General features: G+C 65.3%; 14 protein-coding genes. 10 read left to right on the forward strand and 4 right to left on the reverse strand.

The features are described 5' to 3' along the window. Positions 1-207: 207 nt before the first annotated feature. Both LDO14_RS01975 and LDO14_RS01980 read right to left on the reverse strand, forming a co-directional pair. Positions 208-1,587 carry an MFS transporter gene (locus tag LDO14_RS01975; protein WP_056388237.1) on the reverse strand — a complete coding sequence of 460 codons (1,380 nt, stop codon included), beginning with the start codon at positions 1,585-1,587 and terminating at the stop codon, positions 208-210. A gap of 322 nt (positions 1,588-1,909) precedes the next feature. After that, positions 1,910-2,473, reverse strand: coding sequence for a hypothetical protein (locus LDO14_RS01980; RefSeq protein ID WP_223993506.1), 564 nt, complete (start codon positions 2,471-2,473; stop codon positions 1,910-1,912). A 302-nt stretch (positions 2,474-2,775) separates the two neighbouring features. On the opposite strand from LDO14_RS01980, the gene LDO14_RS01985 reads away from it, so the two are divergent. Both LDO14_RS01985 and LDO14_RS01990 read left to right on the forward strand, forming a co-directional pair. Further along, the gene (locus LDO14_RS01985; protein ID WP_018772099.1) at positions 2,776-3,984 is read left to right on the forward strand and encodes an aspartate transaminase; all 1,209 of its coding nucleotides are present in this window, start codon (positions 2,776-2,778) and stop codon (positions 3,982-3,984) included. Between the two features lie 46 nt (positions 3,985-4,030). Further along, a complete protein-coding gene (locus tag LDO14_RS01990; RefSeq protein WP_223993509.1) occupies positions 4,031-4,726 on the forward strand; it encodes a 4-carboxy-4-hydroxy-2-oxoadipate aldolase/oxaloacetate decarboxylase in 696 nt (231 codons plus the stop codon). A 96-nt stretch (positions 4,727-4,822) separates the two neighbouring features. Here LDO14_RS01990 and LDO14_RS01995 read toward each other — a convergent pair whose 3' ends face one another. Both LDO14_RS01995 and nac read right to left on the reverse strand, forming a co-directional pair. Beyond that, the gene (locus LDO14_RS01995) at positions 4,823-5,065 is read right to left on the reverse strand and encodes a hypothetical protein (RefSeq protein WP_056388231.1); all 243 of its coding nucleotides are present in this window, start codon (positions 5,063-5,065) and stop codon (positions 4,823-4,825) included. Positions 5,066-5,188: 123 nt separating this feature from the next. Then, the gene (gene nac / locus LDO14_RS02000) at positions 5,189-6,151 is read right to left on the reverse strand and encodes a nitrogen assimilation transcriptional regulator NAC (RefSeq protein ID WP_056388229.1); all 963 of its coding nucleotides are present in this window, start codon (positions 6,149-6,151) and stop codon (positions 5,189-5,191) included. Positions 6,152-6,544: 393 nt separating this feature from the next. On the opposite strand from nac, the gene LDO14_RS02005 reads away from it, so the two are divergent. The 8 genes from LDO14_RS02005 (at position 6,545) to LDO14_RS02040 (ending at position 13,350) form a co-directional block, all read left to right on the forward strand. Continuing rightward, positions 6,545-7,330, forward strand: a complete 786-nt coding sequence (locus LDO14_RS02005) for a 5-oxoprolinase subunit PxpA (protein ID WP_056388227.1) — start codon at positions 6,545-6,547, stop codon at positions 7,328-7,330. 2 nt (positions 7,331-7,332) lie between these two features. Next, entirely contained in the window at positions 7,333-8,064 is a 732-nt protein-coding gene (locus LDO14_RS02010; RefSeq protein WP_056388225.1) for a carboxyltransferase domain-containing protein, read from the forward strand. Then, complete coding sequence (locus LDO14_RS02015; RefSeq protein ID WP_056388223.1) at positions 8,061-9,074, forward strand: biotin-dependent carboxyltransferase family protein; 1,014 nt, start codon at positions 8,061-8,063, stop codon at positions 9,072-9,074. The genes LDO14_RS02010 and LDO14_RS02015 overlap by 4 nt, the downstream gene beginning before the upstream one ends. A gap of 136 nt (positions 9,075-9,210) precedes the next feature. Next, positions 9,211-9,966: an SDR family oxidoreductase gene (locus LDO14_RS02020; protein WP_056388221.1), complete on the forward strand. Its 756-nt coding sequence runs from the start codon at positions 9,211-9,213 to the stop codon at positions 9,964-9,966. Between the two features lie 45 nt (positions 9,967-10,011). Further along, positions 10,012-10,953 carry a 2-hydroxyacid dehydrogenase gene (locus LDO14_RS02025; protein ID WP_223993511.1) on the forward strand — a complete coding sequence of 314 codons (942 nt, stop codon included), beginning with the start codon at positions 10,012-10,014 and terminating at the stop codon, positions 10,951-10,953. Continuing rightward, the gene (locus LDO14_RS02030) at positions 10,950-11,720 is read left to right on the forward strand and encodes an SDR family oxidoreductase (protein WP_018772091.1); all 771 of its coding nucleotides are present in this window, start codon (positions 10,950-10,952) and stop codon (positions 11,718-11,720) included. Before LDO14_RS02025 ends, LDO14_RS02030 begins: the two co-directional genes overlap by 4 nt. Continuing rightward, complete coding sequence (locus LDO14_RS02035) at positions 11,720-12,811, forward strand: L-idonate 5-dehydrogenase (RefSeq protein ID WP_223993513.1); 1,092 nt, start codon at positions 11,720-11,722, stop codon at positions 12,809-12,811. Before LDO14_RS02030 ends, LDO14_RS02035 begins: the two co-directional genes overlap by 1 nt. Continuing rightward, entirely contained in the window at positions 12,808-13,350 is a 543-nt protein-coding gene (locus LDO14_RS02040; RefSeq protein ID WP_223993520.1) for a gluconokinase, read from the forward strand. Before LDO14_RS02035 ends, LDO14_RS02040 begins: the two co-directional genes overlap by 4 nt. Positions 13,351-13,407 lie beyond the last annotated feature (57 nt).

The following is a 13,407-nucleotide window of genomic DNA, read 5'->3' on the forward strand; positions in this document are numbered from 1 at the left end:
CGGGCCGGTGGCCGCGGCCGTTGAAGTTTTGGTTGGCGTGCTGCAGCCAGCCGGAGCGGCCCTGGCGACAGGAAGACCTCTTAGTGGTTGGCTGTTGGTGCCGTCATTAAGAGGTCTTCACTTGTTCACAACTGAATCAACGTTGTGGGACGTTCAGCGAGTCCGTGATCATCTCAAGGGAGATATCCCGTCATCCAGCTTTTGGGTCTAACCGGCGAGGCCGCGGGCAGCTGAGCTTGGGGACATGGCCGCGGCCGTGAGGACGGACGTTTCCCGTTCGCTCTGCTGCACCTCGTCGAGCTCCTTGAGGGTGTACTTTTTGGTCTCCTTGGCGGTCAGGGCTGAGGCTCCGGCCAGGACCATGAACCCGAGCGCGACCATGGACGGTCCGACCCAATCTTTCAGGTCGGGGCCAGCGAGGGCTGTCGAGAGAACGGGGCCGATGACGCCCGAGATGGCGAAGCCGACCTGAGTCCCAAGGGCGAGTCCGGAGACGCGCAGGCGGCCGGGGAACATCTCCGCGAAGAATGACGGCCAGGACGCGTTCACCATTGAGTAGAAGAGGGAGTAGTTGATGATGCCGAACAGGAAGATCAGCGACCAGTTCCCGGTCGTGATTGACCACAGGTAGGGGACCATCGTGACGCCCACGCCGCCCGTTGCGATGAGGAACATCGTTTTGCGGCCGATCTTGTCCACAAGGAATCCTGCCAGGGGCGTGATGCCGAGCGCGATCACGGCCGAGACTGTGGTCGTCAGGAGCATGGTCGGCTTATCCAGCTTGTATCCGGCGGTACCGAATGCCACCGAGAAGGTCTGCATCATGTAGCTCGTGCCCGCGATGAGGGCACAAAACACGATCCGCAGCACCGCACGCCAGTGGAAGCGCAGAAGATGCCGGAGGGGAGCAACGTTCACCTTGGCGGCCTGGGCCTTTACGAACTCCGGCGGCTCCTCAATGTGGCGGCGGATCAGGTAGGCGGCGACGACTACGAGGGCGGAGGCCCAGAACGGCAGCCGCCAACCCCAGCTCAGCAACTGCTCCGAGGGCATGGCGGCGATCGGGATGAAGACCAGCAGGGTGAGCAGCGTGCCCGAGGAGGAACCCAAAGTGGTGAAGCTCGCGAGGAACCCGCGCCGGCCTTCGGAAGCATGCTCCAGGCTCATGGTGATGGCACTGGGCTGCTCGCCGGAAAGGCACAGTCCCTGGATGACGCGGATCAGCACGAGCAGGACTGGAGCAAGAGGCCCGATTTGGGCGTATGTGGGCAGGCACCCGATCAGAAAGGTGCAGCCGCCGATGCCGAACAGTGTGATCATCATGACGAACTTGCGGCCGCGACGATCGCCCAGCGGCCCCAGGATGAGGGAGCCGAGGGGGCGCACCGCGTAGCCGACCGCGAAGGTGATCATGGCGAGCAGTACGCTGAGGCCCTGGGGCAGCTCGGGTGAAAAGAAGAGCACGTTCAGAACCAGCGCCGACGAGGTGCCGTACACCGCGAAGTCGTAGTACTCCAACGTCGTACCGATCCAGGCCGCGATTGCGGCCTTGACCGGGGTCTTCCTGGGAAGTGTGGTTTCTGTCATTTCGTCTCCGTGGGTGATGGGTGAACACCGGTTGCCGCTAAACCTGGGCTCTCGGAAAGAGATCTTGAATGGAATGTCCTGTTGGTCCTGCTGTGAGCTCTCTCGCAAATCGTGTTTACGGCTTTGCGGACCGGCCTCAAACATCAAGTTAACGTTTGCGGTATGGGTCACACAAAGTCGGCTTTTATGTACCTACATAGCGATTTGTTATGGCTTGGAGTCGAAGGACCGGAGACCTTGGACAACACGGAAGCTCGCCGTGGAACGGGGATGGGAGGGCGGAAGGCCCGCCGGCCCGCCGGCCGGGGATCAGGCGGGACGATTACTGCGGCTGGGCCACACGCAAGCCGACGCCCCTGGTCATTTTGCGGATTTCGTCGGACTTAAGCCCGCTTGCCCCGGCAAGTTGGTAGTCGTCAAGGAGCCGGGATTTCCTGGCCAGGGCCAGAACCTGCGTTCGTTGTTCTTCCGCGTCGCTCCGGGCGCCTTCTGCTGCCGCCAGCTCTGAAGCCAATCCCGCAATGAGGTGAAGATGCCCGCTCCGGGTTTGGCCGGACGGGTACAGCTCGCCGCGTGCCAGCGCGGCAGACCGGATACTTGCTGCAGGCTGTCCGGCGGCCTTCGCGACGGCGGCAACCTTCACGCCATCGCACACGGCCTGGGCAAGGCAATCACCCAACTCGGCGGTGAGGGCACGTACCCTGCTGGACCGAAGTGCGAGGGTCGTCCTCAGCTGGGCCAGCATGGCCAGGACTTGTTGGGCTCGGGCCGTGGCGGGGTCCGGCTTCGGGACGCCGCGGTACCGGTACGCTGCCACGCCGGCCGCGCCCGTGCCGGTCCTGGCTGTACGCGGAGGTATCTGATCGTGAATTTTTCTGCCGGGCACCTCTGCTCCTTGTCTCCGTTGGTGTTCGCCTGCCCGCGCGGCTTCCCGCCCGTCGGACGTGGAGGCGTCGCGGGGGCCGGCGGTGTGCCTTCATTGGGCCCGTTATCCACCCTGCAGGTTACGCCCCGGTCAAACCGGCAGGGCAATACCGAAAGTACTTGGAGCAATAGGCGAAAGTTCTAGGTGCTCCGTCATAAGGGCTGCTTATCTGTCCACGCACTTTAGGTCTTATCCAAGGGGGCGGCTCCTTCCCTAGGCTCAAATGAACCACCCCCATCCGTACCGGAAGCCTGGAAGACACCATGCCTGAATTCGTGCCCGCATCACGCGTAACCCGTATCAAATCCTCACCCAGCGTTGCCGCGGCGGCCCGTGTCCGGGAGCTCAAGGCCGAGGGCCGCCGGATCCTGGACCTGACGGTCGGCGAGCCGGACTTCGACACGCCCCAGCACATCAAGGACGCTGCCGTCGCGGCCATCGACCGTGGTGAAACCAAGTACACATCGGTCACCGGGACGCCCGAACTGCAAAAGGCCATCCTGCAGACGCTGCACCGCAAAACAGGGCAGCAGTACACCGCCGGCGAAATCACCATCGGGGGAGGCGGCAAGCAGGTCATCTTCACCGCGTTCATGGCCACCCTCGATCCGGGCGACGAAGTTGTCATTCCAGCGCCGTACTGGGTCTCCTACCCGGACATGGTGCTCGCCAACGAAGGCACCCCCGTCATCGTTTCCTGTGGTGAGGACACCGGTTTCAAACTAACCCCCGAGGCACTGGCAGGCGCACTGACGGAGCACACCAAGTGGGTCATCCTCAACACGCCCTCCAACCCCACCGGAGCGGTCTACTCCCGCCAAGAACTGGCAGGCCTGGCCGCCGTCCTCAAGGACCACCCTGACGTCTATGTCCTCACCGATGAGATCTACGACGAGATCCACTTCGGCGAAGAGCCCATAACGGGTCTCGTGGCCGTTGCCCCTGAGCTTAAGGACCGTGTGCTGGTCACCAACGGGGTCTCCAAGGCCTACGCGATGACCGGATGGCGGCTGGGTTACGCCGGCGGCCCGGCGCCCCTGGTGGCTGCCATTAACAAGCTGCAGTCCCAAATGTCCTCCTGCCCGTCCTCGATCAGCCAGGCGGCTGCCGCCGCGGCGCTCACGGGAGACCATGCGTTCGTCCGCGAAAGCGTGGAGGTGTACCGCGAACGGCGTGATGCGGCAGTCGCCGGGCTTAACGCGGTCAATGGCCTGCAGTGCGCGACGCCGGAAGGCGCCTTTTACGCGTACGTCAACTGCGCCGGGGTCATCGGCAAGACGACACCCGACGGCAGGCGGATCAGCAACGACGAGGACTTCACGTTGTATCTCCTGGAAGCGGCGTCCGTTGCCGTCATCCAGGGTTCGGCGTACGGACTAAGCCCCTACTTCCGGATTTCCTATGCCACCGGCCTGCCGGTGATCGAGGATTCCATCGCTGCCATCGAAAAGGCCGTCAGGGCGCTGGCCTGACCCAATCACTGCTTTGCCCACGCTTTCTACAAAACAGGAGCACCTCATGATCCATGTCAAAACGAAATTCGACCGCCCTTCCGAAGATGCCGTTCAGCGGCTCTCCAAGTTCTCATCTGCCACCGTGCATGAAGCCCAGGGCCGCAAAGGTGCGCTGAGTTCGAAGATCAAGCCGATTGACCGCAGCATGTCCTTCTGCGGCCCCGCCGTCACCGTGGTCTGTGCACCGCGGGACAACCTGATGCTTCAGGTGGCCATTCACTACGCCAAGCAGGGCGACGTTGTCCTGGTGGCAGCCGGTGAGTACGAGGAAGCCGGGACATTCGGCGATGTGCTGGGCAACGCCATGAAGGCGAAAGGCCTGGCGGGTATGGTTACGGATTCAGGCGTCCGCGACACCAAGGACCTGATTGAACTCGGATTGCCGGTGTTCTCCGGCAGTGTCTGCATCAAGGGGACCGTCAAGGAAACCATTGGCCCGATCAACCATCCCCTGGTGTTCGGCGACGAAATTGTCTACCCGGGCGATGTCCTGCTGGGTGATGCCGACGGTGTGGTGGTGGTCCGCAAGGATGAGATCGAGGAAGTCATCAGGCTGTCGCAGGCACGCGTGGACGCTGAGGACGACCTCATCCGCCGCTACAAGGAGGGTGGCACCACCATCGAGTTGTGCAAGCTGACCGAGGTCCTGAAGGCCAAGGGGCTGCTGGTGGAGGACGCCGAATTGGAACCTGCGCTGTAGCTTCACACCGATGGGGTTAAACCACAGAGGCCCGGAGTTCCTTCTGGAACTCCGGGCCTTCTGTTGGCCGCCGGCGGTGCGGTGGTTCAAGCCACCTCAGTTCATCCCGGGAAGAAGATACGCAGGCGGCCCCACCTGGGAGTCGTCCAGGTACCACATGGTGGATCCCCGCTTGCCCGGCGGCATCATGCTGCCCTCGAAGACAAACACCGGATCCGAGGCAGCGCCGTCCTCGGCCCGCCAGAAACCATTGGTGGGGCAATGCGAACCGGTGCTGGCCTTAAGCTGGATCCTTCGTTCCGAGGATTTCCGGTATTGCAGGCTGGTGATCTTTTTCATGCTGGGCTCCAAGGGAATCATTTGTGCCGGGTAAACGCCGTTGGCGAACCTTTATGGCTTTTATCCTAGGACGCAGCAAAATCCATGGATAAGACGAATGGAGCGTGACCTGATAAGGGCCGCTTATGATGCATCCGCGCCAGCGGAGGGTGTTCCGCTGGAAAGCGGCTGGTATTTGCTGCGCAGCATTTCCTGGAGCATTTCCTTCAGCACCAGCAGAACGGCGGAACCGGCCTCAGAGAGCGGTTCGTGGTCCGGAGTGCACAGCGCGATCTTGCACTGGAGTGCAGGCCCGGTGATCCGCAGGACCCGGAAGTCCTCCTCATGGAACAGGGCATCCGCGGCCGACTTTGGCAGGATGGTCGCACCCAGGTCGCTGCGCAGCAGCCGGGTCAGGGACGGCACCGATTCCACTTCCCCCACCAGGTGCAGCGTGAGGCCCTTGCTGTCGAAGCCCGCCTCCACCACCTGGCGGAGGGTGTGGATCCGTTCGGGCAGGAACAGGCCCAGCGTGGCCGCCGCTTCCAGGGCGATGGTGCCGGCCCCGGGATCCACCGGAAGCTCCCGCGCGGCGTTGACCACCAGGTACAGGTCCTCGACGATGAGGGTGGTGAATTGCACACCCCGGATGGGCCCCGGTTCATAGATGAGGGCCATGTCCAGCCGCCCGTTCTTGATGGCCTCGCTGAGTACGCCGCCGTATATCTCCGTCAGGTGCAGCACGATGTCGGGGTAGCGCCGCCCTACTTCGCGGATAATCCGCGGGGTAAGGCTTGAGGCCATGCTGTAGGGAGCGATTGCTATGGAGACGCGCCCGGAAGGTGCCGCTCCTGAAGCTGCCACATCGATCCTTGCCTGCTCCACTTGGCGCAGGATGGTTTGGGCGTGCCGGTAGAGGGTATGGCCGGCCGCCGTGGGCTCCACGCCCTGCTTGCTCCGGATCAGGAGCCGCTGCTTCAGCTCCGTTTCCAGGGCCGACACCTGCTGGCTCAGCGCCGGCTGGGCGACGTGGAGGGCGGCGGCCGCCTTGGTGATGCTTCCTGAGTCGACGATCTTCACGAAGTACGCCAGCTTCCGGGTGTCCATAGCGCTCCTCTTTTCCAGCCGGGGACGGCACAGCATGCGGGGTCATACGTTGGCGCTATGGCGGGACAGGCAATACGTCTTTGTGTGATCCGAGTCTCGGGCATAGGTTAATTGCAGATGACTTTTCCAATGACCAGATCATTCTATCCCGGCCCAAGCCATCGCCGGTTTTGATGCCGGCATATGTTTTGTGCATAAGCAGGAAAAAATTTGTTGGAAAAGCCAGTCTTGTTGTTACGAAATAAGGGCCGCTTGAATTTTTCGGGGTCGCCAATAGCGCCCCTAAAGGTCATAACTGTTCCCTATAGCGTGATACCGCATTCGTCTTTGTGTGGCTCCAATCCCGATGCCACACTGATTTACACCCGCAGCACCAGCAGAGGAAGGCCCGCAATGCCCACAGTTGATCTCGTAGCGGATCTTGGTGAAGGTTTTGGCGCCTACTCGATCGGCGACGACAACGCCCTCCTGGAAATCGTCTCCAGCGCCAACATCGCCTGCGGCTTCCACGCGGGGGACCCTGACATCATGGACGCCACCGTGGCTGAATGTGTCAGGACGGGAGTCGGCATCGGCGCCCACCCGAGCTTCCCGGATCTTCGCGGCTTCGGCCGCCGGGCCATGGACCTCACGGCTGACGAAGTCCGCAACGATGTGATCTACCAGCTGGGTGCCCTGTCGGCGTTTGCCGCCTACCACGGCGGTACCGTCTCCCACCTGGCTCCCCACGGCCGCCTGGGCAACCTGGTGGCCACCCGCGCGGACTACGCCCGAGCCGTAGCAGATGCCGCCGCCCGGGTGGACCCGAAGCTGATCATCCTGGCGCAGGACGGTGAACTCGCCACTGCGGCGGCGGAGCGCGGCCTGCGGGTGGCCATCGTTGGCATCGCGGACCGCGCCTACCAGGATGACGGTACTCTGGTGCCGCGCAGCCGGCCCGGCGCCGTGATCCACGACCCCTCCGTCATTGTCCGGCGCACTGTGCGGATGGTGACCGAAGGACTCATCGAAACAGTCTCCGGCAGCGACATCGCCATCCATGCCGACACGGTGCTGCTCCACGGCGACAATCCGGGCGCCGTCGAACTTGCCCGCCTGGTTCGCAGCGAACTGATCGCCGCAGGCGTCACCATTGCCCCGTTGGCACAAGTGCTCGCCGCAAAGCAAAAGGTTTCCTGACCATGGCCGCCCCAACGACAACCAGCCGGACAATGCTGGACATCTACGAGTCAGGCGACGCCGCCCTGCGTGTGGTGGCACAGGCCGGTGACGCAGAAGCCAACTGGGCCACGGTCCACTCCCTGGCCGGCTGGCTGGCGACCGCCGGCGTCGAAGGCATCCATGGCGCCGTTCCCACCTACGACTCCGTCCTGGTCGAATTCGACCCCTACCTCACCTCCGCCCGCCAGGTCAGGGCGTTCATCCTCCTGGGGATGCGCCAGCTGGACTTTGTTGGCACCACCCTGCGCGAGCCGCGCCGCTTCGAGGTACCGGTCGTGTACGGGGGCAGCTACGGGCCGGACCTGGAAAGCGTGGCAGAGCACCAGGGCCTGGACGTCCAGGACGTGATCGCCCGGCACACGGCCAAGACCTACGTCATCCGCTGCCTCGGAGCGCCGGCAGGCTCGCCCATGATGGACGGACCAGACTTCCCGGTCCCCGTCCCCAGGCTCAAAGACCCGCGGCTGTCCGTACCCGCCGGTGCAGTATCCGTGGCCGGACGCCAAGCCGTGATCGCGCCCGCCGTCGCACCAGGAGGCTGGTGCGTCATCGGCCAGACCCCCCTTACGGTCCTGGACGCAGCACGCGAACCCCTGGTGCCCTACGTCCCCGGCGATGAACTGCGCTTCTACCGCATTCCCGCGGAGGACTTCGGAAAGTACGAGGGGCAGTTCCTGGAGGCCCGGCCATGACCGGGTCACTTATCGTCCTTCAGCCCGGACACTCCGTCGTCACCGACCTTGGCCGGACGAAGGGTCCTGCATTCGGACTTCCCGTCAACGGCGCCCTGGACCAGTTTTCGGCCAAGGCCGCGAACATCCTGGCCGGCAACGGGGACAACGATCCGCTGCTGGAACTAACCGCCCTGGACTTCAGGATGCGCGCCACCACGGACCTGCTGATCGCCGTGACCGGCGCGCCGCTGGACCTCTCGGTGGGCGGCCGCGACTGCCCCCAGTGGGAGCCCGTCTCCGTACGGGCCGGCGAAACAGTGGCGGTCCGCGGAATCCGCACCGGTCTCCGGGCCTACATCGCCGTCCGCGGATCCTTCACTGTCCCCACGCTGCTGGGCAGTTGCGCACCGGACACGGTGGTGGGCTTCGGACTGAAACTTGTTGAGGGCACCCGGCTTGCAACGCAAAAGACCACCGCGCCCCTCACTCAGCCATACTTCGGCTTGCCCCTGTTCCGGCTGGGGCTGGCAAAGCCGGAATTCACCACCCACCCGGTCATCGACGTCACCGACGGGCCGGACGTAGCCGAATTCGGCGACACCGCAGACCTGCTTTTCACCACGCAGTACACCGTGAGCCCCCGAAGCAACCACATCGGACTCCGGCTCGGCGGCGCACTTCCCGAACGCCAACTCACCTCCGAGGTCCTCTCCCGCGGTGTCCCGGTGGGGGCCATCGAGGTTCCGTCCCGGGACGAACTGCTGGTCCTGCACCGGGGACGCGGCGTTACGGCGGGCTATCCGGTCCTGGGGGTCGTCACAAGCCGCTCCCTGGATGTCCTGGCACAGTCCAGGCCCGGACACACCGTCACCTTCAGAAAGACAACCGTGGCTGAAGCAACAGCCATGCACCGCACAGCCTGCCTGGAGCTGGACAGACTCCGGAACACCGTGAACACAGTCTTTGGACTCCTGGGGGTCGGCGCCGGCCAGCGCTGGCACGAACTCAGCCCGGCGTCAGGAGCCTGAACATCATGAATGCCCGTCCCACCGCCCGGGACCGCACCCACAAACCGCTACGCGATCCCTAACCCCCTGCCAACCACTACGCCCAGCCCATTGCCGGACCTAAGAGCCCCGCCATTTACCACTTATTGGAGTCCCTGTGCCTTTTTCCGACTACACCACAGCCCTCGTCACCGGAGCGTCCACCGGCATGGGCGCGGCCATCGCCGAACGTCTCGCCAAGCGCGGATTGACCGTGCACGCGGTGGCCCGCAACGAGGAACGCCTCGCCGAACTGGCCGACCGCACGGGAGCAGTCCCGCATGTGGTGGACCTGACCGACACCGCCGGCCTGGCCGGCGTCGTCCGCGACCTCAAGGTGGACGTCCTGGTGAACTGCGCCGGGGTCTCCCGGACCGGCAACATCCTGGACTCCTCCGAGCAGGACATCGACGAACTCATCGACGTCAACCTCCGCGGCCTGCTGCAGCTCACCCGGCTGGTGCTGCCCGGCATGGTGGAGCGGGACCTGGGCCACGTGGTCAACATCAGTTCGATCGCCGGGCTCTACAACTTCTACGGCCACACCGCGTACCACGCCACCAAGGCCGCCGTGCACCAGATCTCCCGGCAGTTGCGCAACGACACGGTCGGCAAGCGCATCCGCGTCACCGAAATCTGCCCCGGCCGGGTGGAGACCGAAATCTTCGGCCGCAACCTGGGCGGCAGCCCCGAGGCCATGGAAGAAGCCTGGCAGACCTACTACGAGGGCTACGAGTCGCTCACCACGGACGACATCGTCAATGCCCTTGATTACGCCATTGAAACCCCGCGCCACGTGAATGTGGGCATGCTCGAGCTCATGCCCACCTTCCAGGTCCCCGGCGGACTGACCTTCGACCGCCGCGACGCATAACGATCCGCCCGCAGCACCTTCCCACCAACCGATAGGCCTTCAACGATGCAGCACGTGCAAACCGTCAGTTTCCCCGAACCCCAGCTCCTGGCCGATTTGTCCCCGCTCCCGGAGGGACTGACGGGAGTGGTGTGGGACATGCAGGGGGCCCCTGACGAGGCCCACGGAAGCATCGACGGGGTCATCCTGCCGTACCTCAATGCCGGTGCGGTCCTGGCGAACCTTGGCAAGGTCCCGGACCTGAAGTTCGTGCAAACTCAGTCAACAGGGTTCGACGGCGTCCGCGAGGCAGCGGGTCCGGCCGCCGCCGTGGCAAACGCCTCGGGCGTCCATGCAGCTGCCACCGCGGAGCTGGCCGTTGGCCTCATCCTCGCCAAGCTCCGCGGCATCGACCAGGCCGCCCGCGATCAACAGGCCGAACGCTGGAACCCGCAACGCCGCCAGTCGCTGGCCGACCGGAAGGTCCTGCTGCTGGGCATCGGCGGAATCGGGAAGGAGCTGGCCCGCCGCCTGGAGCCCTTCGAAGTCACACTGACCCGGGTGGGAAGCGCCGCACGGACCGATGCGGACGGCCAGGTCCACGGTCCGGATGAACTCGTGGCGCTCGCCGCCGGCCACGACATCCTGGTCTCCGTCCTTCCCCTCACCGAGGCGACCCACCACCTGGTGGGAGCCAAGGTCCTGGCCGCCCTGCCGGACGGCGCCCTGGTGGTCAACGTCGGCCGCGGCGCCGTGATCGACACCGACGCCCTAACGGCTGAAGTGGTGTCCGGCCGCCTGCACTGCGCCATCGACGTTGTCGACCCCGAACCGCTGCCCGCCGGCCACCCGCTCTGGTCGTCGGAGAACGCCCTCATCACCCCCCACGTTGGCGGCAACGCCTCAGCGTTCGAACCACGGATCCTGAAACTCCTGAAACGGCAGCTTGAGGCCCTCGCCGCCGGCGACACCCCGGTCAACCTGGTGCAGCAGGGACCGTTCGCATGAGCTCACTGTTTGACCTCACCGGCCGCGTCGCATTGGTCACCGGCTCCAGCCGCGGCATCGGCTCGTCACTCGCCCGGGCACTGGCCGACGCCGGTGCCACGGTTGTGCTGAATGGCATCAACCCGGAGCGGCTCAAGGAAGCCGAAGCCGCGCTCGCCGCCGACTTCCCGGCCGGCCGCATCGCCAGCATCGCGTTTGACGTCACCGACGGCGAGGCGGCAGCCCGCAGCATCGCGTGGATCGAAGAGCACGTGGGTCCGTTGGAGATTCTGGTGAACAACGCCGGGATCCAGCACCGGGTGCCGATGCTGGACCTTGAGGTGGCGGATTGGGAGCGGGTCATTTCCACGGACCTGACCAGTGCGTTCCTGGTGGGGCGGGAGGCGGCCCGGCACATGATTCCGCGCGGCCGGGGCAAGATCATCAACATCTGCTCGGTGCAGACGGACCTGGCCCGCCCCACTATCGCCCCGTATGTTGCCGCCAAGGGCGGGCTGCGGAACCTCACCCGGGCCATGACGGCCGAGTGGGCCGCTTCCGGCCTGCAGGTCAACGGGATCGCGCCGGGGTATATCCACACCGAGATGACGCAGAACCTGGTGGACGACGAACAGTTCAATACCTGGATCCTGGGCCGCACCCCGGCCCACCGCTGGGGCACGCCGAAGGACCTGGCCGGGCCCGTGGTCTGGCTGGCCTCGGACGGGTCGGACTTCGTGAACGGCCAGACCATTTTCATCGACGGCGGAATGACGGTGGTGGTCTGATGCCCGCGAACACACCCGTCCAGCCAGGCCCCAACACGCTGCCCGCCTCCGGGCCGGCCGTGGTGGCCCACGCCGCCGGGGACCTCCGGATCGATGAGGTCCCGCTGGCCCTGCCGGCGGATGACCAGGCCGTCGTCGAGGTCTTGTACGGCGGCATCTGCGGCTCGGACCTGCATTACTGGCTGCACGGCGCGGCCGGGGAATCCATCCTGAAGGCACCCCTGGTCCTGGGCCACGAAATCTCCGGCCTGGTGGTCCGCGCCGCCGCCAACGGCCAGGGACCGCAGCCCGGAACCGCCGTCGCCGTCCACCCCGCCACCCCGGGACCCGGCGCGGCCAGGTACCCCGCGGACCGGCCCAACCTCTCACCCGGCTGCACCTACCTGGGCAGCGCCGCCCGCTACCCGCACACCGACGGCGCATTCAGCCGGTACGTGAACCTGCCCGTCCGGATGCTGCGGGCCCTGCCCGAGGGCATCGACCTGCGCACGGCCGCCCTGGTCGAACCCGCGTCCGTGGCCTGGCACGCGGTCTCCCGCGCCGGGGACGTGGCCGGGAAGACCGCGCTGGTGATCGGGTCCGGCCCCATCGGTGCCCTCGCTGTCGCGGTCCTCAAACGCGCCGGTGCAGCGCACATCACCGCTGTGGACCTCCATCCCAAGCCGCTGGAGATCGCCAAGGCCGTCGGCGCGGACCAGGTCATCAACGCCGCAGACACGGAAGCGATCGCCGCCGTGGAGGCGGACGTGGTGATCGAATCCTCCGGCAACCACCACGGACTGGCCTCCGCCATCCGCGGCGCGGTGCGGGGCGGGACCGTGGTGATGGTGGGGCTGCTGCCCACCGGCATGCAGCCGCTACCCATCTCGCTGGCCATCACCCGCGAACTGGACCTCAAGGGCTCCTTCCGCTTCAACGACGAAATCGACGAGGTCATCGCGGCGCTTGCCGACGGGTCACTGCACATCGACCCCGTCATCACCCACCAATACCCCGTGGAGGACGCCCTGCACGCCTTCGAGGTGGCCAAGGACTCCACCAGTTCCGGCAAAGTCCTCCTCAGCTTCGACGGGAACGGGGAGGAACGGTGAACGCCCCGTTGCCGCCCCTGGTGGTGATGGGCGTGTCCGGCTCGGGGAAATCCACCATGGGCTCCCTGCTGGGCCTGCGCCTGGACATGCCATTCTTCGATGGCGACGATTTCCATCCGGCCGCCAACAAGCAGAAAATGGGCGCCGGCAAACCGCTCACGGACGTTGACAGGGAGCCCTGGCTTGGCACGCTGGGGGAGCTGCTCGCAGGAAAGGCCGACGGCGTCACAACAGTCCCGCCTATCGTCGCCTGCTCAGCGTTGAAGCGCCGCTACCGGGACCTGCTGCGCAGCGCAGCGCCGGATGTTGTCTTCATCCACCTGACCGGAAGCGCGGGCACCATTGGCGCGCGGATGGAAGCCCGCGCCCACGAGTTCATGCCGCGGACCCTGCTGGAATCCCAGTTCGCAGCCTTGGAGGAACTGGACGAGGACGAGGCCCACCTCCTGGCCGATATCACCGAGCCCCCGGAACTCCTGGTGGAACGGCTGGCCACGGAGCTCCAGGCCGTGTCCGCTAAGACGGTCCGCACCGCCTGATTCACAAACGGGTGTTCCGCCCTTGTGGTGGTAGTAGGTAGACTGGCCTACCTACTA

Source organism: Arthrobacter sp. NicSoilB11 (assembly GCF_019977375.1).
Lineage (GTDB): Bacteria > Actinomycetota > Actinomycetes > Actinomycetales > Micrococcaceae > Arthrobacter.